Genomic DNA, 24617 nt, shown 5'->3' with positions numbered 1-24617 from the left:
GCTGCGTTACGCCTTATCCGACCACAGGACCGACTGATGAGCCTCGCCGACCCGACCGCCCTGCCTGACGACCTGATCAAGGACGGCTCCGACGCCGGCTTCATGACCGACGTCATCGAGGCCTCGAAGACCCAGCCCGTGCTGGTCGACTTCTGGGCCACCTGGTGCGGGCCGTGCCGGACCCTGACGCCGATGATCGAAAAGGCCGTCCGCGCCGCCGGCGGGGCGGTGAAACTGGTCAAGATCGACGTCGACAAGAACCCGGCCTATGCGGGCCAGCTGCGGGTCCAGTCGATCCCCACCGTCTACGCCTTCGTCAACGGCCAGCCGGTCGACGGCTTCCAGGGCGCCGTGCCCGACAGCCAGCTCAAGGCCTTCATCGACAAGCTGACGGGCGGCGAAAGCGCCAATTCCGACATCGAACAGCTGCTGTCCCTCGGCGAGGAATCCCTGTCGCTGAACGACCTCGGCGGCGCGGCCCAGGCCTTCGCCCAGCTGCTGACGATCGAGCCGGGCAATGAGAAGGCCATCGCCGGCATGGCGCGGGTCTACCTGGCCGACGGCGACGCCGACCAGGCCCGCCAGACCATCGCCATGGCCCCGCAGGACTCGAAGGAGCCGACGGTCCAGAGCGTCCGCGCCCAGCTGGCCCTGGCCTCGGCCGCCCCGACCGGCGCCGCATCCGAACTTGAGGCCCGCGTCGCCGCCGATCCGACAGACCATCAGGCGCGCTACGACCTGTCGCTGGCCCAGGCCTCGGCGGGCGATCTGAAGGGGGCGGTCGACAGCCTGCTGGCCATCGTCGCCGCCGACCGCGAGTGGAACGACCAGGCCGCCCGCAAGCAGTTGCTGGTCGTCTTCGACGCCGCGGGCGGGGCCTCCGACATCGCGCGGGACGGGCGCCGCCGCCTGTCCTCCATCCTGTTCGCATAGGAGGTCCGGGTGGCGCAGGGATATGTGAAGGCCGCCGACCTGCCGCAGGTGATCCCTGTCTTCCCGCTTCCGGGCGCCATCCTGCTGCCGCGCGGCCAGCTGCCGCTCAACATCTTCGAGCCGCGCTATCTGAACATGGTCGACGACGCCATGGCCGGCGACCGCATCATCGGCATGCTCCAGCCCCAGGCCGGGTCGGCCCGTCAGCCCGGTCTGTCGCCCGTCGGCTGCGCCGGTCGGATCACCAGTTTCGCCGAGACCTCTGACGGCCGCTATCTGATCACCCTGACCGGCTGCGCCCGCTTCCGCCTGGCCAGCGAACTGCCGGCCCAGACGCCGTACCGCCAGATCCGCGCCGACTTCGCCCCGTTCGAGGACGACCTGACCGCCCCGCCGGTGGACGACATCGGTCTGGACCGCGACGGCCTGCTGGACGCCCTGCGCGCCTATCTGGAGACGCGCGGCCTCGACATCGACTGGGACACCGCCGAGACCGCCCCGCCCGAGGCCCTGATCAACAGCCTGTCCATGGCCCTGCCGTTCGAGCCGCCCGAGAAACAGGCGCTGCTGGAGGCGCCCGGCCTGATCGACCGCTCGGCCGTCCTGACCGCCCTTCTCACCATCGACGCCGCCAGCGACGGCGAGGGCGACGCGCCGCAGATGCAGTGAAGATAGGGGCTAGGGACCAGGGGTTAGGTTCTGGAGACTGCTGCGACAGGTCGTGACCCTCCCTAGAACCTGACCCCTAACCCCTGTAACCTTCCCTCATGTCCGACACCTTCCACACCCCCGCCTCGGTCGATCCCCGCCTGCTCGAGGTGCTGGTCTGCCCCGTCACGCGCGGCAAGCTGACCTATGACCGCGAGCATCAGGAGCTGGTCTCGAAGGGCGCGAAGCTGGCCTATCCGATCCGCGACGGCGTGCCGATCATGCTGCCCGAGGAAGCGCGGAAGCTGGACTGAGTGGCTAGTGGCTAGTGGCTAGTGGCTAGTGATTGTAGCTTTACTGCTAGCGGAAGGGCGACGCGGACCGCGCCGTCGCACAGGCGTCGGCCAGCCACTAGCCACTAGCCACTTAGCTAGACCGCCTCGCCCCGCAGCAATCGCGGCAGATCCCCCGTCGCGCCTCCCGCCTCGTGCATGAAGGCGCGGCGCATGGGCGCAATCCGGTTCACCGCTGCGATGCCCAGACCCCGCGCCAGCCGCACCGGCGGGGCGTCGTTCGAGAAGAGCCGCACGAAGCCGTCGAAGCCCGCCGCCAGCGCCGTATTGTCGAACCGCCGCCAGCGGGCGTAGCGGTCCAGCACCGTCTCCGAGCCGATGTCCTCGCCCAGCCGCATGGCCTCGACCAGCACCTCGGCCAGGGCGGCGGCGTCCTTCAGCCCCATGTTCAGCCCCTGGCCCGCCACCGGATGCACGGCATGGGCGGCGTCGCCGATCAGGGCCGCGCGCGGCGCGGTCAGGGCCTCGGCCAGCTGCAGCGACAGCGGATAGACGAAGCGCGGCCCGACCACCGTCACATCCTCGAGGAAGTCCCCGAACCGCCGCATCAGATGCGACTGGAAGGCGGCGTCCGGACAGGCCTTCAGCGCCTCGGCCCGGCGCGTCGTCTCGGTCCACACCAGACTGGCCCGCTGTTCGGTCAGCGGCAGGATGGCGAACGGCCCCGCGGGCAGGAAATATTCATGCGCGACATTGCCGTGGTCCCGCCCGAGAGACACGGTCGCCACGACCCCGCTCTGGCCGTAGGCCCAGCCCACGGTGTCGATCCCGGCGGCTTGTCTCACCATTGAGCCGCGTCCCTCGGCGCCGACCACCAGCGGCGCCTCCAGCGTCGTCCCGTCCGCCAGGGTCACCGCCGTCCGTCCCGGCCCGGCCTCGACGGCGGCGACCGATGCGGGCGCCCGGACCTCGATCCCGGCCGCCGTGACCGCCTCGGCCAGGGCCGCCCGGATGCGCCGGTTCTCGACCATGTATCCCAGCGGCTCGCCGTCCGTCCGGTCGCCGATCTCGTCGGCGTCGAAGCGCAGGAAGGCCGAGCCGGCCGGCCGCGAGGCCGCCCCCGGCCGTCGGCCGTCGGTCACCAGAATCCGGTCCATGCGGCAGGCGTGCGGACGCAGGCCCGCGCCCACGCCCAGAACATCCAGCATGCGGAAGGTCGAAAAGGCGATCGCCGTCGAACGGCCGTCGAACGCCGGAGCCAGCTGCAGGGAAAACGGCTGCGGATCGACCAGCACGACCTTCAGCCCGCCCTGCGCCGCAGCCAGGGCGAAGGTCGCCCCGGCCAGGCCGGCGCCGGCGATGATGACGTCATATCGGTCGGGCGTGCTCATGGGCCGGTTGTCGCGCTGGCGGGCCCAAAGGTCCAGTGCGGCAAAGTGGAGGAGGGGAAGGGGGGAAGGGGGATGAGGGATGAGTAAGAGAGCAGCGCAAAATCCTCATCCCTCATCCCTCGTCCCTCATCCCTAGGTAAACAGCCTCTTAACCCTGCGCAGGCCACACTCCCCGGTCAGTTCGACCGTCCGGAGTCCGTCCCCGCCATGTCCGCCGCCCTCGCCATCGGCCAGCGCGCCTGGTCCGGCGCCCGCATCCTCTGGGGCGCGCCCATCGCGATCAAATTCCGCGGCGTGCTCCAGGCCCTGCTGGCGGCGCTGCTGCTGGCGGCCCTGATCTCGTGGAATCCGGCCGATCCCAGCCTCAATGCGGCCTCCGATCTGGCGCCGACCAACTGGCTCGGCCTGAACGGCGCCCTGTTCGCCGACCTGTTCATGCAGTCGCTGGGCATGGCCGCCTTCCCGGCCGCCCTGCTGCTGATCGCCTTCGGCCTGGCCTCGGCCATCGGCGACGTCATCCAGCAGCGCCTCAAGCCCACGACCCTCAAGGCGCTGTCGGCCACCGGCGGCGTCCTGGCCCTGTCGGCCGCCCTGTCGGCCCTCGCCGCGCCCGCCGCCTGGCCGCTGGCCGCCGGCCTCGGCGGCCTGTGGGGCGACGCCATCGTCGGCCTGATCCGCATGGCCTGCTCCGCCCTGCGCATCCCGGGCGCCCCGATCATCGCCGGCGTCCTCTTCTTCCCCATGGCGCTGTGGGCCATCGGCTACGCCATCGGACTCAGGACCTCCGACCTGACGGACGCCCTGCTCTGGGCCCGCAGCGGCCGCGCCATGTCGCCGCCGCCCGCCAGGGCCCGCGCCTCTGCGCCCAAGGCCCCGCCTCGTCCGCGCCCGGCCCCCGAACCCGACGACTACGCCCCCGTCAGCCTCGACGGGGACGACGCCCCGCCGTGGGAGGCCCCCGTTCCCGCCCGCGGCGCGCCCGAACCAAAGGTCGCCGCGGCCAAGGCTCCCAAGGCGTCGAAGCGCGAGCTCGACGACAGCCAGGCCGCCTTCGACTTCGCCCGCCCCTCCGGCGGTTTCGACCTGCCGCCGCTGGGCATGCTGACCAAGCCCGCCAAACGCGTCGCCTCGGTCGACGAGGAGGCGCTGAAACAGAACGCCAAGATGCTGGAGGGCGTGCTGCAGGAGTTCGGCGTGCGCGGCGTCATCGACCAGATCCGCCCGGGCCCCGTCGTCACCCTGTACGAACTGGTCCCGGCCCCGGGCGTGAAGCACGGCCGCGTCGTGGCCCTGAGCGACGACATCGCCCGCTCCATGTCCGCCCGCGCCTGCCGCATCTCGGTCGTGCCCGGCCGCAACGCCATCGGCATCGAACTGCCCAACGCCCGGCGCGAGACCGTCTATCTGCGCGACCTGCTGGCCTCGACCGAATACGACAAGCCCGCCCATCTGCTGCCCCTCGCCCTCGGCGAGACCATCGGCGGCGAGCCCTATGTCGCCGATCTGGCGCGCATGCCCCACCTGCTGATCGCCGGCACCACCGGCTCGGGCAAGTCGGTGGGCGTCAACGCCATGATCCTGTCGATCCTGTACCGGCTGACCCCCGCCGAGTGCCGCTTCATCATGATCGACCCCAAGATGCTGGAGCTCAGCGTCTATGACGGCATCCCGCACCTGCTGGCCCCGGTTGTCACCGATCCCAAGAAGGCCGTCGTCGCGCTGAAATGGACCGTGCGCGAGATGGAGGACCGTTATCGCCGCATGTCCAAGCTGGGCGTGCGCAACATCGCCTCCTACAACGAGCGCGCCCGCGAGGCCGTGGCCAAGGGCGAGCATTTCGAACGCACCGTCCAGACCGGCTTCGACGAACAGGGCCGCCCCGTCTACGAATCCGAGAAGATCCGCCCCGAACCCATGCCCTTCCTCGTCGTCGTCATGGACGAGATGGCCGACCTGATGCTGGTCGCCGGCAAGGATGTGGAGGGCGCCGTCCAGCGTCTGGCCCAGATGGCCCGCGCCGCCGGCATCCACCTGATCATGGCCACCCAGCGCCCGTCGGTCGACGTCATCACCGGCACCATCAAGGCCAATTTCCCGACCCGGATCTCCTTCCAGGTCACCTCCAAGATCGACAGCCGCACCATCCTGGGCGAACAGGGCGGCGAGCAGCTGCTGGGCCAGGGCGACATGCTCTACATGGCCGGCGGCGGCCGCATCACCCGCCTGCACGGCCCGTTCGTGACCGACCAGGAGGTCGACGAGGTCTGCAAACACCTGCGTAGTCAGGCCGAGCCCGACTACCTCGACCTGATCACCGACGATCCCGACGGCGACGGCGACGCGGCCTTCGACGACGAGGGCGGCGGCGGCTCGGGCGACGACCTGTACGACCGCGCGGTCGCCGTGGTCACCCGCGATCGCAAGGCCTCGACCAGCTACATCCAGCGCCGCCTGCAGATCGGCTACAACCGCGCCGCCTCCCTGATCGAGCGGATGGAGCAGGAGGGCGTCGTCAGCCCGGCCAACCACGCGGGCAAGCGCGACATCCTCGCCGGGCCGCCGCCGATGTAGCGGTCGCCGTCAGGCTATCCGGCGCAATTCGCAAGGCTTTCGAGTTTTCCAGGTCTCTATTCCTGGCGCCCGTCACGGTCGCGGTATGATGGAACGTCGCCCGTTCACGGCGCCCGAGGAGCGATGGAATTGTCCGAATTGTCCGAAATGTCCCACGAATTTTCGTCGGACACTTTCACCCGGCCGCTGCAACGGAGAGGTCCTGTCCGCGTTCGTCCGGACCGCCGTCCGTCGCATGATCCTGAACAGGGCTTCATCGCAGCGCCGGAATATGGTCAGGCTCGGGTCATGCCCGCGCCTTTCGCAGTCCGTATGACGGCATGATCGAAAACCATCCCGAACGGGAGAAGACCCCTATGACCGTCTCGCGCCGCGCCTTTGCGCTTGGATCCGCCGCCCTCGCCGCCCTCGCGGCCCTGCCCGCCGCCGCCCAGGGCGCGCTGTCGGCGGAGGACCGCGCCGTCGTGGCCCAGGCCCAGGCCTATCTGCAGAACCTGACCTCGGCCCAGGGCAATTTCGTCGAGACCTCGGGCGCCCAGCGCCGCGAGGGCCGTTTCTGGATCCAGCGTCCGGGCAAGATGCGCTTCGAATACACCAACCCGGCCGGCCTGCTGGTCGTCTCGGACGGTTCGAACGTCAAACGCTACGACCCGCGCCTGAACGTCTTCCGTCAGGTGCCGCTGGGCTCGACCCCGCTGTCGACCTTCCTCGCCCGCACCGTGCGCCTTGATCAGGGCGTGCGCATCGACCGCGTGACCCGCATGGCCTCGGGCGCCTTCGCCATCACCGCCCGCGACCGGGATCGTCCCAACGACGGCTCGGTCATCCTGTCCTTCGCCGGCTCGCCCCTGCGGCTGCACGAATGGACCATCACCGACGCGCAAGGGTCGCGCACCCGCACCCAGCTGACCTCGCTGCAACCGGCGCCCGGCCTCGCCGCCAGCCTGTTCCGGCTCAGCGACCCGACCCGCCGTCCGCGCCGCGGATAACTCGCGCCCCGGGCGAGTTGACTTTTTTTCCCGGCCGTGGCACTTTCGCAACAGGTCGGCGGGAGTCGACCGGACCGCTATGGATTTCATCCCCTTCCCGGCGGCGAGAGACGAACCTTCCAGCGCCCGATCCCCCCGATCGGGCGCTTTTTTGTTTCCTTTCGTCATTCCGGGCGAAGCGCAGCGGAGACCCGGAACCCAGCGGCGCCGCGACGGCGGCGAAACACCGCTGATTCCGTCAACACCCGCAGGCAACCACGCTCCCGACAGTTTCGCTCTCGCGCGCCGCTGGGTTCCGGGTCTGCGCCGCAAGAGCGGCTTGCCCGGAATGACGAAAGTAAGGGGGTCAGCGATCCCGGATCAAAGATGCTAGAGCCACGCGATGCTTCGCATCGCCACCTGGAACATCAACTCCGTCCGCCTGCGCATCGATCAGGTCGCCCGCTTCGTCGAGGAGAGCGGGACCGACGTCCTGTGCCTGCAGGAGATCAAATGCCTCGAGGACCAGTTCCCGCGCGCGGCGTTCGAGGCCATGGGCATGCCCCACCTGAAGATCGGCGGCCAGAAGGGCTGGCACGGCGTCGCCATCGCCAGCCGCAAGCCGATCACGGCGGCCCCGGCGCTCGACGTCTGCCGTGAGCGCCACGCGCGCTGCGTGGGCGTGGAGGTCGACGGGGTCGAGATCCAGAATTTCTACATCCCCGCCGGCGGCGACGTCGCCGACCGGGCCCTGAACCCGAAATTCGATCACAAGATGGATTTCTACGAGCGCCTGACCGCCGAGATGGCGGGGCGCGACAGGCAACGGCCGCTGGTGCTGGCGGGCGATTTCAACATCGCGCCGGGCGAGAACGACGTCTGGAACCACCGCTACATGTCGAAGATCGTCAGCCACACGCCGCTGGAGGTCGAGACCCTGCGTCGCCTCCAGGCGGCCGGCGGCTTCGCCGACGTGGTCCGCGACCAGATCCCCGAACCGCAGAAGCTGGCCAGCTGGTGGAGCTACCGCGCGGCCGACTTCCGCAAGTCCAACCGCGGCCTGCGCCTCGACCACATCTGGACCTCGCCGGGCCTGACGCCTTCGGTGGCGCCCGGCACGGCCCGCATCCACGACACGGTCCGCGAATGGACCCAGCCCAGCGACCACGCCCCGGTGACGGTCGATCTGGCGGTCTAGAACGGGAAAAAGATCGGGATGGCGATCATCGCCGCCACCCATGTGATCAGGTTCAGCGGCACGCCGACGCGTACGAAATCCATGTAGCTGTAGCCGCCCATCTGGAAGACGAGAACATTGGTCTGATAGCCGAACGGCGTCGCGAACGCCGCCGAGGCCGCCATCATGACCGCCACGAGGAACGGCCGGGCGTCGACTCCCAGCGCATCGGCCAGCGCCACGGCGATCGGAGTGATCAGCACCGCCACCGTCGCGTTGGAAAGGAGCTCCGTCGCGAACAGGGTGACGCCGTAGAAGATGATCAGGGCGCCCATCGGACCCAGGGGTTCGACCACGCCGATCAGCGAGGCGGCCCCGGCCTCCGCCAGCCCCGTGACCTCGATGGCCGTACCCACGACCACCATGCCGGCGATCAGCAGCAGGATTTCCGGGCGCAGGCCGGCATAGGCCTCGTCCGCGCTGATGACCCTGAGCAGGATCAGCACCACCGCCCCGGCGAAGGCGCTTGCGGCGATGGGCGCCAGGCCGGTCGCGGCCACAAAGATCACCGCCACGAAAACACCGATCGAAAGGAGCGCCCGCCTCAGTTCGAGCGGCCGCTCCTTGCCCTTCTCATAGAGGTCGACGTCACCCAGCACCGCATCGCCAGACCCGTCGGGCTGGCTGCGGGCCTCGCCGAGCAGGGGCAGGCCGAACCAGCGCCGCCGGGCCGGGAGGCGATCCGCGGGCCGGACGCGGCGCGCCTGTTCCGCCTGCGCCCGCGCCATGTCGGCCTCTTCCTGGCGGGCGACGCCGTCGAGCTGCCGGGCTCCCACCAGGTAAAGATAGGCCGCCCCTGTCAGGCCGATGATCAGGCCGACGCCGGTGATATCGAACAGGCCGAAGACGGGCTGGCCCGCATTTCGCGCCATGTCGTTGACCAGCAGGTTCGTCGAGGTGCCGATCAGGGTCAGCAGGCCGCCCATGACGACGATGTAGCTGAGCGGCATCAGATAGCGTTTCGGCGAATGATTCAGCGACAGCGCCATGTCGCGCACCACCGGCGCGGCCAGGACAACGACCGGCGTGTTGTTCAGAAAACCCCCGACCGAGCCGCACAGGCCGATGACGAGCCAGATGCCCCGCGCTCCGAGCCTTCGGGTCAGGCGCGTCGCCTGCCGGATCAGAAAGGCCAGCAGGCCGGACAGTTCGATGGCATAGGCGATGACGAACAGGCCCGCGAGGGCGATGACCGCCGGACTGGCGAAGGCGCCCTGCACCTCGACGGGGCGCACCACGCCCAGCATCAGCAGCACGGCGGCGCCCGTCAGGGCCACCACGTCGGCCCGAAGCTTGCCGTGGATCAGGGCGGCGACGACAGCCAACAGAACGGCGAGGGCGGCGATCTGGTCGAACGTCATGAACCCTCCCCGCCCGGGTGCGCTAGGCTAGAGGTAGCGGATCGAAGGAGCGGACGGTTCCATGACGCGAGAGACGGCTCACACGATCCTCACCGTAGTCGCGGTCGTTATCCCGATCGGCCTCTCGGGATGCGAACGGCGTGAGACGGCGGACATCGCCCAGCCCGATCCTGAAATCGCAGCGCCTCTCGCCCCGCAGCCGCTATCCTCTCCCCCCGTTCTGGGCCGCGCGGAGCTGCTCGACGCCGTCGCCGCCGCCTCATCCGACACAGCCGGCGGCGTCGCCCGGACAGGCCCTTCCGGCATTGATGGACGGCAATTCAGATTGCGGATCGCGTTCGGCTGTCTTGGTGAGGACACGCCCCCGCCGGGCGTGGACCCTGTTGGCGACGGCGTGGCGCGCTGGTTCCGTCCGACGGACCGGGGAAATTTGCGGCTGTCCCTCTCGCCCGCGAACTGGAGCGAGGGCGATCCCAGCGGCCCCGCGCCTCCCGGTTTCGACGGCGTGCAAGGGGTGTGGATCCCGTTCCCGTGGATGAAGAGCGAGCGCTGCCCGGCGCCGGGCCTTCCCGTGATGGACGAGCGGACGGTGAGGACCGGGCCGCGGGTGGGTCTGGCGATGCTGCGGGCGAAAGACGCATCCAGGCTCGGCCGGGTCGGGACGCGGGACTTCACCCACCTGGTGCGTGGCGAGGCCGGAGCGCCCGCGCCGCCCCCCGAGGATGGCTATCGTCTGGTCATCGAAGGGCGACTGACGGCCTGGGCGGACGGCCGGGTGATCCGCTGCCGGGTCATATGGGCGGACGAGCCCCCGGCCTGCGTCATCGGGGCGACCGTGGACAAGATCGCCTTCGAGGACGCATCAGGCGTCCGTCTCAGCGAATGGCGGCCCGGCTGATCAAGGCTGGAGCCGGTACCCGCCCGCGTCGGTCAGCAGCAGCCGCGCCTGACCGGGCTCGGGCTCGATCTTCTGGCGCAGGCGGTAGATGTGGGTTTCCAGCGTGTGGGTCGTGACCCCGGCGTTGTAGCCCCAGACCTCGGTCAGCAGCTCCTCGCGCGACACGGCCTTGGCCCCGGCGCGATAGAGGTATTTGAGGATGCTGGTTTCCTTCTCGGTCAGCCGCACCTTGCGCGCCTTGTCGTCGACCAGGACCTTGGCGGCGGGCCGGAACTCATAGGGGCCGATGCGGAAGACGGCGTCCTCGGACTGTTCGTGGCTGCGCAGATGGGCCCGGATGCGGGCCAGCAGGACGGCGAAGCGGAAGGGCTTGGTGACATAGTCGTTGGCCCCCGACTCCAGCCCCAGCACGGTGTCGGAATCCGACGACTGGCCGGTCAGCATGATGATCGGGGTCGAGACGCCGTCCTTGCGCAGCAGGCGGCAGGCCTCGCGCCCGTCCATGTCGGGCAGGTCGACGTCCAGCAGGATCAGGTCGGCCCGCACCTCGCGCCCCATCCGCACGCCCTCGGCGGCGGTCGAGGCCTGCACCGGCCGGAAGGCCTCGTGCAGCGCCAGCTGCTCGGCCAGCGCCTCGCGCAGGTCGTCGTCGTCGTCGATGATCAGGATGGTCTTTGGCGTGGGCATGGGTACCAGAATGGCGAGCGTCGGCCGTTCCGCCAAGGGTTGGACGGCAAGCGGAGCGGTTTTCAGTCCATAGAGGGCGTTTGGGGGGTGTTTCGTTCCCCGAATAGCGCCGATCCGATGCGGACATGGGTCGCGCCGAAGCGGATCGCGGTCTCGTAATCGCCGCTCATCCCCATCGACAGGACGTCGAGTCCGTTGCGGCGGGCGATCCTGCGCAGCAGGGCGAAATGGATTCCGGGAGCCTCGTCGGCGGGCGGAATGCACATCAGCCCCTCGACCGTCAGCCCCAGCGCCCGCGCGTGGGCGATCAGGGCGTCGGTCTCTTCGGGCAGGGCTCCGGCCTTCTGAGGCTCGGCTCCCGTATTGACCTGGACCAGAACCCGCGGCGACTTTCCCGCCCTGCCGGCGGCGGCGGCGAGGGCGTCCGCCAGCCTCGGCCGGTCCAGCGTCTCGATGACGTCGAACAGGGCGACGGCGTCGGCCGCCTTGTTGGTCTGCAGCGGCCCGATCAGGCGCAGCTCCGGACGGGGCGGCGCGGCGAGGCGATCCGTCCAGCGCCCCTGCGCCTCCTGCACCCGGTTCTCGCCGAACACCCGCTGGCCCGCCGCCAGTATGGCGTCGATCGCCCCGGGCGGCTGGGTCTTGGTCACGGCGGTCAGGACGACGCTGTCGGGGGCGCGCCCCGCGGCGCGGCAGGCCCGGGCGATCCGCCCGCGCACCGCCTCGAGGCGGCTCGCGACGCTGGACGCACCGTCTTGATCGGGAGATGAGGAGGTCATGAACCGCTCGGACGCCGAAATCCTGTGGGAGGTCGCCCGTGTCCTCGCACGCGACGCCGCCAAAGTCAGCCGGGTCGCGGCCCTGCCGCCCCTGCTGTTCTTCACCGACCCGGCCCGCACGCCCCGGCCGTGGGAGACGGCGGCGCGCCTGCCGGCCGGTGCCGCCGTGGTGTTCCGCCATTTCGGCCGGCCGGACGCCGGCGAAACCGCCCTGCGGCTGCGCGAGGTCACGGCGGCGGGCGGCGTCCAGCTGTTGATCGGCCTCGACGACGATCTGGCCGAGGCCGTCGGCGCGGACGGCGTTCACCTGCCCGAGCACGCCCTGGGACAGGCCCGGACCCTGGCCGAAACGCATCCGGCCTGGCTGATCACCGGCGCGGCCCACGCGGGCTCGGCGTTCGACCTTCCCGGCCTGCACGCGCGGGTCCTGTCGCCGGTGTTCGAGGCGGGGGGCGCTTCGTCGACCGCGTCGCCGCTCGGTCTTGAGGCGTTTCGAGCCTCTGCGGCGGCCGCGTCCTGCCCCGTCTACGCCCTTGGAGGCATAGACGCGAAAAACGCCCGCGGCCTCATCGGCTCGGGCGCTTGCGGCCTTGCGGGGGTGTCGGCGATCCAGGCGGCGTTCAGCGCCTGACCGGCGTCAGAAGCGGAAGATCGATTCCAGCCGGAAACGCGCGGCCTGGCGGCGCTCGGTCTGCGGCCCGGTCGCCGGATCGGTGTCGGCCTCGGTCACGCCGGCGGCGGCGCCGACGCGCAGGCGCGGGTTGACGCGGTAATAGGCGCCGGCCTCGACGTCGCCGACATTGCTGTCGCGCGTTTCGGGCTGGCTCATGTTGAGATCCAGACCCCAGCGGCCGCGCTCGGTGAAGCGCAGGCGCGACGTGCCGGTGGCGGCGCGGGCGGACTGGGCCTCGGTCAGGGAAACGGCGGGCGCGCGGGTGCGGGCGGCGGTCTGGGCCGAGGCGACATCCGCCACGGCGAGGAGCGTGAGCCCCGCGGCCAGTCCAGCGATGACGGCGCTTTTGCTGCGCATGTCCTGCCCTTTACGCCGCGACGGGGATCCCGCCGCGATCACTCCCAGCAATTAGACACTGCTGGTCAGCCCGGTCAACGAAACGGCGCAGCTGTACGGGGGTTCCGCGCGACTCTGGAAGACTCCTGTGGCGCGAGCGTCACGACTCAACGGTTCCCGCACCGCGCGAATGCTCCATTGCGGGACAGAAGCTTATGCCCCCCGACACGTCTTCGCCTTGTCATCGCCCCTTTTCGCCGTGTTATAGAGCCTCGCCTCGGCTTCGACCCACGTTCGGGCAGGCCAGCGCGTGGGTGGAACCGGTCCGCCTCACGTTTCGACCGAATGGAGTTTCTCGATGGTGCTGGTTCGCGGTGCGATGTTCGCCCTCCTCGCCTCGGGCGTTCTGCTGAGCGGCTGCTCGTCGGATCGTCCGTTCGGGCCCACCGTCGGCGACGTCATGGGCATGGACAGCAACACCAAGGCCGCCGCCGCGGCCCAGACGGGCATCGGCGTCAACGCCTTCCTGTGGCGCGCCACGCTCGACACCATGGCCTTCATGCCCCTGGCCAACGCCGATCCCTGGGGCGGCGTCATCAATTACGACTGGTACAGCGACGCCTCGAACCCGAACGAGCGCTTCAAGGCCACGGTCTTCATCCTCGACACCCGCCTTCGCGCCGATGCGCTGAACGTCACGGTGACCAAGGAAGTCCGTGACGCCACGGGCGCCTGGATCGGCGCCCGCGTCGCGGCCCAGACCGAGACCGATCTGGAAAACGCCATCCTGACCAAGGCGCGCCAGCTAAACCTCCAGAACGCCGGCTAACCCTCCCCGATACCCAACGCCTCCTTCTGGCCCCGCCTTCAGGAGCGACCCTGAAGGATTCCCGTGGCCCGATACGAGCCCAAGACCGCCGAACCCCGCCAGCAGGCCCGCTGGGCGGCCGCCGACGCCTTCCGCACGCCGACCGAAGGAACGGGCAGGCCCAAATACTATGTGCTGGAGATGTTCCCCTATCCGTCGGGGGCCATCCACATGGGCCACGCCCGCAACTACGTCATGGGCGACGTGGTGGCGCGGTCGAAGCGCGCCCAGGGCTTCGACGTCCTGCACCCCATGGGCTGGGACGCCTTCGGACTTCCGGCCGAGAACGCGGCCATCGAGCGCGGCGTCCATCCCGGCGACTGGACCTGGTCCAACATCGCCGCCATGCGCGACCAGCTGAAGCTGCTGGGCCTGTCGCTGGACTGGTCGCGCGAGTTCGCCACCTGCGACCCGGCCTATTACGGCAAGCAGCAGGCCTGGTTCCTGGAGCTGTTCCGGCGCGGCCTGGTCTATCGCAAGGACTCGGTGGTCAACTGGGACCCGGTCGACAACACCGTCCTGGCCAATGAGCAGGTCGTCGACGGCCGCGGCTGGCGTTCGGGCGCGGTGGTCGAGAAGCGCAAGCTGAACCAGTGGTTCCTGCGCATCACCGACTACGCCGACGACCTGATCGAAGGCCTCAAGGAACTGGAAGGCCGCTGGCCCGACAAGGTCCGCCTGATGCAGGAGAACTGGATCGGCCGGTCCAAGGGCCTGCAGATGACGTGGAAATGGGCCGGCGACGCGCCCGCCGCCGCGCCCGACGGTCTGGAGATCTACACCACCCGTCCCGACACCCTGTTCGGCGCCAGCTTCATGGGCGTGGCCCCCGACCATCCGATCGCCCGCGCCATCGCCGAGGCTGATCCCGCCGCCGCCGCCTTCGTCGCCGAATGCCGCAAGGGCGGCTCGACCCAGGCCGAGATCGAACAGGCCGAAAAGATCGGCTTCGACACCGGCCTGAAGGTCGTCCATCCGTTCGACGGCCGCGAGGTCTCGGTCTGGATCGCCAATTTCATCCTGTCGGAATACGGCACCGGGGCCATCTTCGGCTGCCCGGCCCACGACCAGCGCGACCTCGACTTCGCCCGCAAATACGCCCTGCCTGTGATCCCGGTCGTGAGACCTGACGGCGCGGACGATGATTTCGAGGTCGGAACCGAGGCCTATGTCGGCCCCGGCCGCCTGTTCCACTCGGACTTCATGGACGGGATGGAGATCGAGGCCGCCAAGGCCGCGGCCGTCGCCCGCATCGAGGCGGCGGGCCAGGGCCAGGGCGCGACCATCTACCGCCTGCGCGACTGGGGCGTCAGCCGCCAGCGGTACTGGGGATGTCCCATCCCCGTGATCCACTGCGCCGCCTGCGGCCCGGTGGGCGTGCCCGCCGATCAGCTGCCGGTCGAACTGCCGAAAGACGTGACCTTCGACATGCCCGGCAATCCGCTGGACCGGCACCCGACCTGGAAGCATGTCTCCTGCCCGACCTGCGGCGGCGAGGCGGTGCGCGAGACCGACACCCTCGACACCTTCGTCGACTCCAGCTGGTATTTCGCCCGCTTCACCGACCCCACGGCGGCCGAGCCCATCTCGAAGGCCGCCGCCGACAAATGGCTGCCGGTCGACCAGTACATCGGCGGGGTCGAGCACGCCGTCCTGCACCTGCTCTACGCCCGCTTCATCAGCCGCGCCCTCAGCGACGCCGGCCTGATGTCGGTGCGCGAACCCTTCGCGGGCCTGTTCACCCAGGGGATGGTGGTCCACGAGACCTACCGCCGCGCCGACGGCGCCTGGGTCGAACCGACCGACGTCGAACTGACCAATGACGCCGGCAAGCGCTCGGCGCGCCAGCTGTCGACCGGCGAGGCCCTGACCATCGGCGACATCGAGAAGATGTCGAAGTCGAAGAAGAACGTCGTCGCCCCGCAGGAGATCGTCGAGGGCTATGGCGTCGACGCCGGCCGCCTGTTCGTGCTCAGCGACAGCCCGCCCGAACGGGACGTGCAATGGACCCCCGGCGGGGTCGAGGGCGCGGGCCGGTTCGTCCAGCGGGTCTGGGCCGAGGTCGAGGCCTTCGATCCGGCGGCCGCGGGCGACCCCGAGGCCGACGCCTTCCTCATCCGCGAGACGCACAAGGCCATCAAAGCCGTGTCCGAAGGGGTCTCCGCCTTCCGCTTCAACTCGGCCATCGCCAAGCTGTACGGCTTCATCGCCACCGTGCGGGACACGCCCAAGGCGGGTGGAGCCGCGCGGCGCGAGGCCCTGTCGGCCCTGACCCGGCTGATCGCCCCCTTCACCCCCCATCTGGCGGAGGAGTGCTGGACGCGCCTCGGCGAACAGGGGATGGTGCTGGACGCGCCCTGGCCGGCGTTCGACCCGGCCCTGGCGGCCGACGACGAGGTGGTCCTGCCGATCCAGGTCAACGGCAAGCGCCGCGGGGAAATCCGCGTCGCCCGGGGTCTGGAACCGGCCGAGGTCGAGGCCATCGTCATGGCCGACGCCGACGTCCAGGCGCGGCTGGAGGGTCAGACGGTGAGGAAGATCGTGGTGGTCAAGGATCGCATCGTCAATCTGGTGGTCGGCTGATGCGCCGGCTCGCCCTGGCGCTTGTCTCCCTTGTGGGACTGTCCGCCTGCGGCTTCACGCCCATGTACGGCGACACGGGCGTCAGCGGCTCCCTGTCGCGCATCGCCGTGACCACCCAGGACGACCGCCTCGGCTATCGCGTGCGCGAACAGCTGGAGGACGCCCTTGGCCGCGACGGATCGCAGGCTCCGCTGTGGCGCCTGCAGACCGATCTGCATCAGTCGCGCCGGTCACTGGGCCGCCGGATCGACGACACCGCCACCCGGTATGAACTGACCGTGCGCGGCGCCTGGACCCTGACCCCGGCGGGCGGCGGCGAACCGCTCGGCGGAGTCGAGACCGTGACCACCACCTACGCCGCCGCCGACCAGCCCTACGCCGCCATCGCCGCCCAGCAGGACGGAGAGGAACGCGCCGCCGCCGAACTGGCGCGCCTGATCCGGCTGGACATCATGCGGGCGATGTCGGCGCAGCCTTGAGGGTCGCGCGATGATCCTGGCCAAACGACCCGAGGTCGACCGCTTCCTGGCCTCGCCCGACCGCGGCGTCCGCGCCGCCGTCATCCACGGCAAGGACCGTTCGGGCGTCGGCGAGCGGGCCGAGATCCTGTGCAGGGCGATCACCCCCGACCTGAACGACCCCTTCAACGTCACCGTCCTGACCGACAGCGACATCGACGGCGACGAGGCGCGGCTGGAAGAGGCCCTGACCGCCCTGAGCATGATCGGCGGCCGCCGTCTGGTGCGCGTGCGGCTGGGCTCCGAGAAGGCCTCGATCGACAGGATGCTGGCCGCCGCGCTCAAACACCACGCCGAGGGCGCCTACAACCCCGACGCCATGCTCGTGATCGAGGCCGGCGCCCTGGGCCGCGATTCCGCGCTTCGCAAGGCCGCCGAGGGGGCGAGGGAGGCCGTCGGCATCGCCTGCTATGAGGACGAGACCGGCGACGTGGCCCGGATGACGCGGGAGGCCCTGGCCGCCGACAAGGTCGGTCTGACCGGCGACGCCCTGGACCGGTTCGTCAGCCGCCTGCCCCGCGAACGCGGTCTGATGCGGCAGGAGATCGAGCGGCTGGCCCTCTATATCGGGCCCGGTTCGGGCAAGACGATCGACGTGGCCGAACTGGAGCAGCATCTGGGGGTCGAGGCCGACGCCTCCCTGCAGGACGCGGCGCTTCAGGCCTTCGGCGGCCGACCGGCCCCGGCCCAGTCCGGCCTGCGCCGCGCCTTCGCCGAGGGGGAATCGCCGGTGATGGCGGTCAGGCAGGCCTCGATCCATCTGGGCCGGCTGCGCCGCATCAATGTGCTGCAGGCCAACGGGTCCGGCGCCAAGGAGGCGGCCAAGGCGGCGGGGGTGTTCTGGAAGCAGGAGGCCGAGATGCTGCGTCAGGCGCGCAGCTGGCGGCTGGAAGACCTCGACCGGGTTCTGGACAGCGTCAACACGGCCGACGTCGCCACCAAGACCACGGGCTCGCCCGACCAGCTGATCGCCGAACGGCTGCTGCTGGAGATTTCCGCGCGGGCGAGACGGCTGGGGCTTTAAGGCGCCGGCCCCACTTCGCGCTCTTTGAGGCGGGCTCTAGCCCCGCTTCGACGCCTTGCGGAAGGCGGGTTTGTTGGCCGCAGCGCTCTGGCGCGCCATGGACTTCTCTGCATGCTGTGCGGGCTTGAAGCCGCCCGAGGCGGGCGCGCCGCCGCCCGCCTTCTTGGCGGCCAGCGCCTTCTTCATGGCTTCGGCGGTGGGATTGGAAGGTTTGTCGGTCATGGCCTCAGTCTGACACGCTGCGCCGCGCCGTCCAGACCCTCGCCGGATCGTCTGTCCCCGCCTTGAGAAACCGTTCCTCGATATCGACCAGCCCGGCCTGTTCCAGCCCGGCGCGATACTCCGAAGGATCCTGACTGGCGTGATACAGCGGTTCGCCCAGCCAGGTTCCCATGGCCACGCCCCGCCCGGGCCCGCCGATGAACATCAGCACGCCGCCGGGCCGCAGGTGCCGGGCGTAGACCGCCGCCATCGCGCCTTGAGCCTCCGCCGTCAGGTGAAAGGCGCTGAACCACGCCAGGACGCCGTCGAACCGCCGGCCCAGGTCCAGCCCGCGCATGTCCGCCACCCGCCAGTCATGCTCCGGAAAGGCGCTCCGGCAGCGCGCGATCAGGCCCGGAGAGGCGTCCACGCCCGTCAGGCGAAACCCCCGCCCGATCAGCCAGGCCGCGATCGGCCGCCCGGAGCCGCAGCCCAGATCCAGCACCTCCCCGCCCTCGGGCAGGGCCGCCGCATAGCGTTCGAAATGGGGGCGCTCGTCCGCGTTCAACGGCCCGTCGCGCATCCGGGCCCAGTCGTCGGCGTGCCGGCTGTAGAGGCCGATGATGGCCTCGGCCGCCGCCTCGGCCGGATCCTTCATCTAGCCGCGCATCAGCCGGCGGCACAGGTCGTCCAGCTGTTCCAGCGTGCCGTAGCGGATGGTGATCTCGCCCTTGCCGCCCTTGTCCGCCAGCTGGACCTTCAGGCCCAGGGCGTCGGCCAGATCCTGCTCCAGCGCCGCCACATCGGCCGCGCCCTCGCCCGGGGCCGACGAAGCCGTCCTCGCCTTGCCGGGTTTCGGGCCTTCTGCGGCGCGGCGCGCCAGCGCCTCGGCCTGACGGACGTTCAGCCCCTCGTCGACGATCTGCTGGGCCAGGGCCGCCGGGTTCGGGGCCGTGATCAGCGCCCGGGCGTGGCCGGCGCTCATCTTGTCGTTCCGCACGAACCACAGGACCTCTTCAGGCAGCTGCAGCAGGCGCAGGGTGTTGGCCACATGGCTGCGGCTCTTGCCGACGACGCCGGCGACGGCGTCCTGGGTGCGGCCGAACCGCTCCATCAGCATGCGATAGGCGTCGGCCTCTTCCAGCGGGTTGAGGTCGGCGCGCTGGACGTTCTCGATGATGGCGACCTCGAACACCTCGACGTCGTCCATCTCGCGGACCACGACCGGCACCTCGGTCAGCCGCGCCAGCTGGGCGGCGCGCCAGCGGCGTTCGCCGGCGATGATCTGCCAGACGCCGTCCTGCCCCGGCTGCGACCGCACCAGGATCGGCTGCAGCACCCCCTTGTCGCGGATCGAGGCCGACAGCTCGGCCAGATCGTCATTGTTGAAGATCTTGCGGGGCTGCTCCGGATTGGGCTTCAGGCTCTCGATCGGAGCCATTCGCACGCCGGCGGGCGCGGGCGCGCCGTCGACCGGGGCGCTCTCGGCCACCTGTTCACCCAGAAGGGCGGAAAGACCCCGCCCAAGACCGCGCTGACGTTCGCTCAAGACACTGATTCCGTTCTTCTAATCATCATCACGCGGCCTGAAGCCGACGGGATTTCTCACGCGCCACCACCTCGCGGGCGAGACGCAGATAGGCCTGGCTGCCGGCGCATTTCAGATCGTAGATCAGGGCCGGCTTGCCGAACGACGGAGCCTCGGCCACCCGCACGTTGCGGGGAATGACGGCCTCATAGACCTTGTCGCCGAAATGATTGCGCACGTCGTTGGCGACCTGGCCCGAAAGGGCGCTGCGCCGGTCGAACATGGTCAGCACCAGCCCCTGGATCTCCAGCGTCGGGTTCAGGCTCTGACGCACCATCTCGATGGTCTTCATCAGCTGCGTCAGGCCCTCCAGCGCGAAGAATTCGCACTGCAGCGGCACCAGGACGGCGTCGGCGGCGGCCATGGCGTTGAGCGTCAGAAGGTTCAGCGACGGCGGGCAGTCGATCAGCACATAGTCGTACCGGGTCTGACCGTCGGCCCCCTGCCCGGCCAGGGCGTCGCGCAGGCGGAAGGAGCGGCGGTCGGCCTGGCTCAGCTCTATCTCGACGCCCGACATGTCGGCGTCCGCGGGGATGATGTGCAGGCCCGGGACCGAGGTCTGCACCGCGGAATCGTCGACCGAACGGCCGTCGACGATGACGTCATAGATGGTCACCCGCCGTGTTTCACGTGGAACACCGAGACCCGTGGAGGCATTGCCCTGCGGATCCATGTCGACGATCAGCACCTTCTCGCCGATCGCGGCCAGGGCCGTGCCGAGGTTGATGGCGGTCGTGGTCTTGCCCACGCCGCCCTTCTGGTTCGAGACAGCGAGGACGCGGGTCTTACCGGTTGGGGACACGTCGAAGGCTCCGGACGGAAACGATACGGCCGCGCGGATCGCTGCGCGAGACGGAGAGGTCGCTATCGAACTGCCAGACCTTGCGGGCTTCGATCAACTCAGCCTCGGCCTTTTCCCCCTTGAGAAACAGCCCCTGTGCGCCGCGCTGTAGATAAGGCTGTGCATAGCCGAGCAGCTTCTCCATCGGAGCGACCGCGCGGGCGGTGACGACGTCGACCGTGACCCTCTGCTCCTCGGCCCGGCCGTTGATCACCGTGGCCCGCAGGGACAGGGCGTCGACCACCTCCTGCAGGAAGCGGCAGCGCTTGCCGAGGCTATCGATCAGCCAGACGTGAGTGTCCGGGCGGTCCTTGAGCATGATGGCCAGCACCAGACCGGGGAAGCCGGCGCCCGCCCCGAGATCGGCCCAGGTCCTTGCGTTCGGCTTCATCTCCAGCAGCTGGGCGGAATCCCAGATGTGGCGGTTCCAGACATCCGGCAGGGTGTCGGGGCCGATCAGGTTCATCACGGCGTTGGCCTCGGCGAGGCGCCCGATGAAGGTCTCGAGGTCGGCCATCTGCGCCGGTGTGGCTCCGGTGTGGGTCTGGAATGCGGCCGCGTCGGGCAGGCTCACGCGGCCACCCGCGTCCGTTTGACGTGGGACAGAAGCGCCGTCAGCGCCCCGGGAGTCATGCCCTCGATGCGGCCGGCCTGACCCAGGGTGCGCGGCTGGACGAGGGTCAGTTTCTCGCGAACCTCATTCGACAGGCTGCCGATGGCGGCGTAGTCGAGGTCGACCGGGATGGCGAGCGCCTCCTCGCGCCGCAGGGCCTCGGCGTCAGAGGCCTGACGATCCAGATAGCCGGCGTAGCCGGCGTCGATCTCGATCTGCTGGCGCACCTGATGCGACCAGCCGGCGATGTCCGGGCGGGCGTCGAGGAAGGTCTCGAGGGTCACACCGGGGAAGGCCAGAAGGTCGCGGATTGAGCGGCGCTGGCCGTCTGCGTTTACGTGAATTCCGAGCGCCGCCGCCTCCTTGGGCGTGAACACTGTTTCACGTGAAACAGACGAAGCCTCCGCCAGCTGCGCGGACTTGGCCCGGAAAGCCTCGCCACGACGGGACGAGACGATGCCCGCCTCCATGGCCAGGGGGGTCAACCGTTGATCCGCATTGTCGGCCCGCAGCGTCAACCTGTACTCGGCCCGGCTGGTGAACATCCGGTAGGGCTCGGTCACGCCGCGTGTGACCAGATCGTCGATCATGACGCCGATATAGGCCTGGTCGCGGCCGAGAACGATCGGGTCCGAACCGGCGGCGGCGCGGGCGGCGTTCAGGCCGGCGATCAGGCCCTGGGCTCCCGCCTCCTCATAGCCCGTGGTGCCGTTGATCTGGCCGGCCAGATACAGGCCGGGCCGCTTCTTGACCTCCAGCGCCGGGGTCAGTTCGCGCGGGTCGACGTAGTCGTATTCGATGGCGTAGCCGAAGCGGAAGACCTCGACCGCCTCCAGCCCCGGAATGGTGCGCAGGAAGGCGGACTGGGTCGCGTCGGACACCGAGGTCGAGATGCCGTTCGGATAGACAGTGGGATCGTCCAGCCCCTCGGGCTCGAGGAAAATCTGGTGCGAGGTCTTGTCGGCGAACCGGACGACCTTGTCCTCGATCGAGGGGCAGTAGCGGGGACCGCGGCCGGACAGGTGGCCGCCGTAGACGGCGCTGTCGCCGAGGTTGTCGGCGATGATCCGGTGGGTCTCGGCCGTCGTATGGGTCACGCCGCAGGCGATCTGGGGCACGTCGATCCGGTCGGTCAGGAAGCTGAACGGCACCGGCTCGGCGTCGGCCTGTTGCATCTCCAGCCGGTCCCAGGCGATGGTGCGGCCGTCGAGGCGGGCGGGCGTGCCGGTCTTGAGCCGGCCCATCTGCAGCCCGGCGCCATAGAGGTCGGCGGCCAATCCGGTCGACGGCGCCTCGCCGTGACGGCCGGCGGGAATGCGCTGGTCGCCCTTATGGATGACGCCGTTCAGGAAGGTGCCCGTGGTCAGGACCACGGCGCCGGCGCGGACCTCGGTCCCCTCGCCCGTGACCACGCCGACGACGCGGCCGCCGTCGAGGATCAGGCTCTCGGCCGTGCCGGCCATGAGGGCCAAGTTCGGCGTCTCCCCCAGCTCGGCCTGCATGGCCTCGCGGTACAGGCGGCGGTCGATCTGGCTGCGGGGGCCCTGCACCGCCGCGCCCTTGGAGCGGTTGAGCAGGCGGAACTGGATGCCGGAGACGTCGCCCAGCCGGCCCATGACGCCGTCCATGGCGTCGATCTCGCGGACCAGATGGCCCTTGCCCAGGCCGCCGATGGCCGGGTTGCAGGACATCTCGCCGATGGTCCCGAGCTTCTGGGTCAGCAGCACTGTCTTCGCGCCGGCGCGCGCGGAGGCGGCCGCGGCCTCGCAGCCGGCGTGTCCGCCGCCGATGACGATGACATCAAAGGATTTCATGGCCGGGGACATAGGGGAAAAGCGCCCCAAACGCCACCGGCGCCGTTCGGGTGTTCCACGTGAAACACGTCACTTGCCGATGCAGAAGGTCGAAAAGACTTCGCCGAGAATGTCTTCGACGCCGATGGCGCCCGTCACCCGCCCGAGGGTTTCCGCCGCCCGGCGCAGGTCGTCGCCCGCCATCTCCGGCGTGTGGTCGAGCGCCCGGCGCGCGGCCTCGACATCGGCGAGGGCCTCGGAGAGACGGCGGCGGTGGCGTTCGCGCGTCACGGCCGGGAAGTCCGCGCCCGACAGATCGCGGGCCAGTCGCGCGGCAAGCCAGTCGTGAAGTTCGGCCAGCCCCTCCCCCGTCGCGGTGCTGACGACGAGATTTTCCAGGCCGTCGACGGCGTCGGTATGGCCGAGGTCTGACTTGTTGCGGATCAGGAGATCGCCCGGCTGAACATAGTCGGCGGCGACGCCGCCGGGATCGCCCGGACCCCTGACCCAGAGGCGCAGGTCCGCCGCCTCGGCCCGCGCCCGCGCCCGGCGCACGCCCTCGGCCTCGACCACGTCTTCGGACTCCCGGAGGCCCGCCGTGTCCGACAGGGTCACGGCGTAGCCGCCGATGATCAAGTCGGCGTCCAGCACGTCGCGGGTCGTGCCGGCGATCGGAGTCACGATGGCGGCCTCGCGCGCGACCAAGGCGTTGAACAGCGACGACTTGCCGGCGTTGGTCTCGCCGATCAGGACGATGCGGTAGCCCTCGCGCACGCGCTCGCCGCGCCGCGCGTCGGCCAGGGCGGCGCGCAGATCGGCGATCAGCTGATCCAGAACCGGCCCCGCCGTGCGGGCCAGATTGTCGGGGATTTCCTCGTCGGGGAAATCGATCTCGGCCTCGACCAGGGCCATGGCCTTGAGCAGGTCGCGGCGGAATCCCGTGTAGGTGCGCGACAGGGCGCCGTCGAGCTGGCCCAGAGCCTGCGAGGCCTGGGCCGTGGTCTCGGCGTCGATCAGGTCGGCGACGGCCTCGGCCTGGGCCAGATCCATGCGGCCGTTCTCGAAGGCGCGGCGGGTGAATTCACCGGGTTCGGCCGGGCGGAGGCCCAGCGCGATCAGGGCCTGACTGGCCGCCTCGACCACCGCGCGGCCGCCGTGGAGATGGAGCTCGGCGCAGTCCTCGCCGGTGTAGCTGTTGGGCGCGGGGAAGCGCAGGACGAGGGCCTGGTCGATGGGCCGACCGTCGTGGGTCAGGTCGCGGAGGGAGGCGAGGCGCGGCTTCAGCCCGCCGGCGCCGAGGGCGGTCAGGGCGGCGTCGGTCCCCGGGCCGGAGAGACGAAGGATGGCGATGGCGCCGCGGCCCGGAGGCGTGGCGAGGGCGAAGATGGTGTCAGACAATCGTCTCCTCCCTGTTCGCGAAGCGAATGGGGAGGTGGCTCGGCGCATCGCGCCGAGACGGAGGGGGCGACGCCAGCGTTTGGGTCAGGCAACCCCTCCACCGCTTCGCGGTCCCCCTCCCCATCTTCGATGGGGAGGAGACCATGGTCACGGCTTCGTCGCCCCGCCGACGGCGGTTTCCATCAGCTTGCGGAACTGGTCCTGGGCCTGGAGGCCGAAGCTGGTCCAGGTCTTCATCAGTTCCTCGGGCTGCATGGCCGTGATGTTCTCATCCATGCGCCGCTTCATCTCGGAGACGAGATGGTCGTTCAGCGGCTCGACGTCCGGCAGGCCCATGAAGGCGCGCGCTTCCGCGGGGGTGCAATCGACCTCGACCGTGACCTTCATGCCGCCGCTCCATGTTTCACGTGAAACA

At 70.0% G+C, this 24617-nt stretch carries 25 protein-coding genes; 12 read left to right on the top strand and 13 right to left on the bottom strand.

Annotation, left to right across the window (positions count from 1 at the left end; translation table 11 throughout):
* Positions 1 to 36 precede the first annotated feature (36 nt).
* The 3 genes from trxA (at position 37) to V6M42_RS01860 (ending at position 1895) form a co-directional block, all read left to right on the top strand.
* Complete coding sequence (gene trxA, locus V6M42_RS01870; RefSeq protein WP_332676753.1) at positions 37 to 933, top strand: thioredoxin; 897 nt, start codon at positions 37 to 39, stop codon at positions 931 to 933.
* Between the two features lie 9 nt (positions 934 to 942).
* Positions 943 to 1602 (top strand): LON peptidase substrate-binding domain-containing protein, encoded by a 660-nt coding sequence (locus V6M42_RS01865; RefSeq protein WP_332676750.1) that lies wholly within the window; start codon positions 943 to 945, stop codon positions 1600 to 1602.
* A gap of 98 nt (positions 1603 to 1700) precedes the next feature.
* Positions 1701 to 1895 (top strand): Trm112 family protein, encoded by a 195-nt coding sequence (locus V6M42_RS01860; protein ID WP_332676748.1) that lies wholly within the window; start codon positions 1701 to 1703, stop codon positions 1893 to 1895.
* Between the two features lie 116 nt (positions 1896 to 2011).
* On the opposite strand, the gene V6M42_RS01855 is transcribed toward V6M42_RS01860, so the two are convergent.
* A complete protein-coding gene (locus V6M42_RS01855) occupies positions 2012 to 3265 on the bottom strand; it encodes a UbiH/UbiF/VisC/COQ6 family ubiquinone biosynthesis hydroxylase (protein WP_332676746.1) in 1254 nt (417 codons plus the stop codon).
* A 207-nt stretch (positions 3266 to 3472) separates the two neighbouring features.
* Between V6M42_RS01855 and V6M42_RS01850 the strand changes: the two genes are divergently transcribed.
* From V6M42_RS01850 to V6M42_RS01840, 3 genes are all read left to right on the top strand, one after another.
* Positions 3473 to 5836, top strand: coding sequence for an FtsK/SpoIIIE family DNA translocase (locus V6M42_RS01850; RefSeq protein WP_332676744.1), 2364 nt, complete (start codon positions 3473 to 3475; stop codon positions 5834 to 5836).
* A gap of 356 nt (positions 5837 to 6192) precedes the next feature.
* Positions 6193 to 6825: a LolA family protein gene (locus V6M42_RS01845; RefSeq protein WP_332659492.1), complete on the top strand. Its 633-nt coding sequence runs from the start codon at positions 6193 to 6195 to the stop codon at positions 6823 to 6825.
* A 382-nt stretch (positions 6826 to 7207) separates the two neighbouring features.
* A complete protein-coding gene (locus V6M42_RS01840; protein WP_332659491.1) occupies positions 7208 to 8002 on the top strand; it encodes an exodeoxyribonuclease III in 795 nt (264 codons plus the stop codon).
* On the opposite strand, the gene V6M42_RS01835 is transcribed toward V6M42_RS01840, so the two are convergent.
* Positions 7999 to 9402 carry an SLC13 family permease gene (locus tag V6M42_RS01835; RefSeq protein ID WP_332676742.1) on the bottom strand — a complete coding sequence of 468 codons (1404 nt, stop codon included), beginning with the start codon at positions 9400 to 9402 and terminating at the stop codon, positions 7999 to 8001. The two genes, V6M42_RS01840 and V6M42_RS01835, sit on opposite strands and share 4 nt — an antisense overlap.
* A gap of 373 nt (positions 9403 to 9775) precedes the next feature.
* Here V6M42_RS01835 and V6M42_RS01830 point away from each other — a divergent pair, with 373 nt between their 5' ends.
* Entirely contained in the window at positions 9776 to 10300 is a 525-nt protein-coding gene (locus tag V6M42_RS01830; RefSeq protein WP_332676740.1) for a hypothetical protein, read from the top strand.
* Here the strand turns inward: V6M42_RS01830 and V6M42_RS01825 are convergent, their stop codons facing one another.
* On the bottom strand, positions 10301 to 10987 hold the full coding sequence (locus V6M42_RS01825; protein ID WP_332659485.1) for a response regulator transcription factor: 687 nt from the start codon (positions 10985 to 10987) through the stop codon (positions 10301 to 10303).
* Between the two features lie 62 nt (positions 10988 to 11049).
* A complete protein-coding gene (locus tag V6M42_RS01820; protein ID WP_332676738.1) occupies positions 11050 to 11766 on the bottom strand; it encodes a YggS family pyridoxal phosphate-dependent enzyme in 717 nt (238 codons plus the stop codon).
* Here V6M42_RS01820 and V6M42_RS01815 point away from each other — a divergent pair.
* On the top strand, positions 11765 to 12397 hold the full coding sequence (locus tag V6M42_RS01815; protein WP_332676736.1) for a thiamine phosphate synthase: 633 nt from the start codon (positions 11765 to 11767) through the stop codon (positions 12395 to 12397). The two genes, V6M42_RS01820 and V6M42_RS01815, sit on opposite strands and share 2 nt — an antisense overlap.
* Before the next feature lie 6 nt (positions 12398 to 12403).
* Here V6M42_RS01815 and V6M42_RS01810 read toward each other — a convergent pair whose 3' ends face one another.
* A complete protein-coding gene (locus tag V6M42_RS01810) occupies positions 12404 to 12796 on the bottom strand; it encodes an NtrZ family periplasmic regulatory protein (RefSeq protein ID WP_332659481.1) in 393 nt (130 codons plus the stop codon).
* A gap of 337 nt (positions 12797 to 13133) precedes the next feature.
* Between V6M42_RS01810 and V6M42_RS01805 the strand changes: the two genes are divergently transcribed.
* From V6M42_RS01805 to holA, 4 genes are all read left to right on the top strand, one after another.
* Positions 13134 to 13604 (top strand): DUF3576 domain-containing protein, encoded by a 471-nt coding sequence (locus tag V6M42_RS01805; protein ID WP_332659480.1) that lies wholly within the window; start codon positions 13134 to 13136, stop codon positions 13602 to 13604.
* A gap of 63 nt (positions 13605 to 13667) precedes the next feature.
* A complete protein-coding gene (leuS, locus tag V6M42_RS01800) occupies positions 13668 to 16226 on the top strand; it encodes a leucine--tRNA ligase (protein ID WP_332676734.1) in 2559 nt (852 codons plus the stop codon).
* The gene (gene lptE, locus V6M42_RS01795; protein ID WP_332676732.1) at positions 16226 to 16705 is read left to right on the top strand and encodes an LPS assembly lipoprotein LptE; all 480 of its coding nucleotides are present in this window, start codon (positions 16226 to 16228) and stop codon (positions 16703 to 16705) included. Before leuS ends, lptE begins: the two co-directional genes overlap by 1 nt.
* Positions 16706 to 16715: 10 nt before the next feature.
* The gene (gene holA / locus V6M42_RS01790; RefSeq protein ID WP_332676730.1) at positions 16716 to 17768 is read left to right on the top strand and encodes a DNA polymerase III subunit delta; all 1053 of its coding nucleotides are present in this window, start codon (positions 16716 to 16718) and stop codon (positions 17766 to 17768) included.
* A 36-nt stretch (positions 17769 to 17804) separates the two neighbouring features.
* Here holA and V6M42_RS01785 read toward each other — a convergent pair whose 3' ends face one another.
* The 8 genes from V6M42_RS01785 to V6M42_RS01750 form a co-directional block, all read right to left on the bottom strand.
* Positions 17805 to 17990, bottom strand: a complete 186-nt coding sequence (locus tag V6M42_RS01785; RefSeq protein ID WP_332657958.1) for a hypothetical protein — start codon at positions 17988 to 17990, stop codon at positions 17805 to 17807.
* A 4-nt stretch (positions 17991 to 17994) separates the two neighbouring features.
* Positions 17995 to 18627, bottom strand: a complete 633-nt coding sequence (locus V6M42_RS01780) for a class I SAM-dependent methyltransferase (protein ID WP_332657957.1) — start codon at positions 18625 to 18627, stop codon at positions 17995 to 17997.
* Positions 18628 to 19518, bottom strand: coding sequence for a ParB/RepB/Spo0J family partition protein (locus tag V6M42_RS01775; protein ID WP_332676728.1), 891 nt, complete (start codon positions 19516 to 19518; stop codon positions 18628 to 18630).
* Positions 19519 to 19546: 28 nt separating this feature from the next.
* Positions 19547 to 20359 (bottom strand): ParA family protein, encoded by an 813-nt coding sequence (locus tag V6M42_RS01770; RefSeq protein WP_332676725.1) that lies wholly within the window; start codon positions 20357 to 20359, stop codon positions 19547 to 19549.
* Complete coding sequence (gene rsmG / locus V6M42_RS01765) at positions 20343 to 20915, bottom strand: 16S rRNA (guanine(527)-N(7))-methyltransferase RsmG (RefSeq protein WP_332657966.1); 573 nt, start codon at positions 20913 to 20915, stop codon at positions 20343 to 20345. The genes V6M42_RS01770 and rsmG overlap by 17 nt, the downstream gene beginning before the upstream one ends.
* Positions 20916 to 20968: 53 nt before the next feature.
* Positions 20969 to 22825 (bottom strand): tRNA uridine-5-carboxymethylaminomethyl(34) synthesis enzyme MnmG, encoded by a 1857-nt coding sequence (gene mnmG / locus V6M42_RS01760; RefSeq protein WP_332676723.1) that lies wholly within the window; start codon positions 22823 to 22825, stop codon positions 20969 to 20971.
* 69 nt (positions 22826 to 22894) lie between these two features.
* Complete coding sequence (gene mnmE / locus V6M42_RS01755; RefSeq protein WP_332676721.1) at positions 22895 to 24202, bottom strand: tRNA uridine-5-carboxymethylaminomethyl(34) synthesis GTPase MnmE; 1308 nt, start codon at positions 24200 to 24202, stop codon at positions 22895 to 22897.
* A 147-nt stretch (positions 24203 to 24349) separates the two neighbouring features.
* Positions 24350 to 24589: a DUF6489 family protein gene (locus V6M42_RS01750; RefSeq protein WP_332657952.1), complete on the bottom strand. Its 240-nt coding sequence runs from the start codon at positions 24587 to 24589 to the stop codon at positions 24350 to 24352.
* Between the last annotated feature and the right edge of the window lie 28 nt (positions 24590 to 24617).

It is taken from the genome of Brevundimonas sp., from assembly GCF_036677305.1.
Lineage (GTDB): Bacteria > Pseudomonadota > Alphaproteobacteria > Caulobacterales > Caulobacteraceae > Brevundimonas.
Note: the sequence above shows the minus strand (reverse complement) of the source record. Positions and strands in the feature narration are given on the sequence as shown.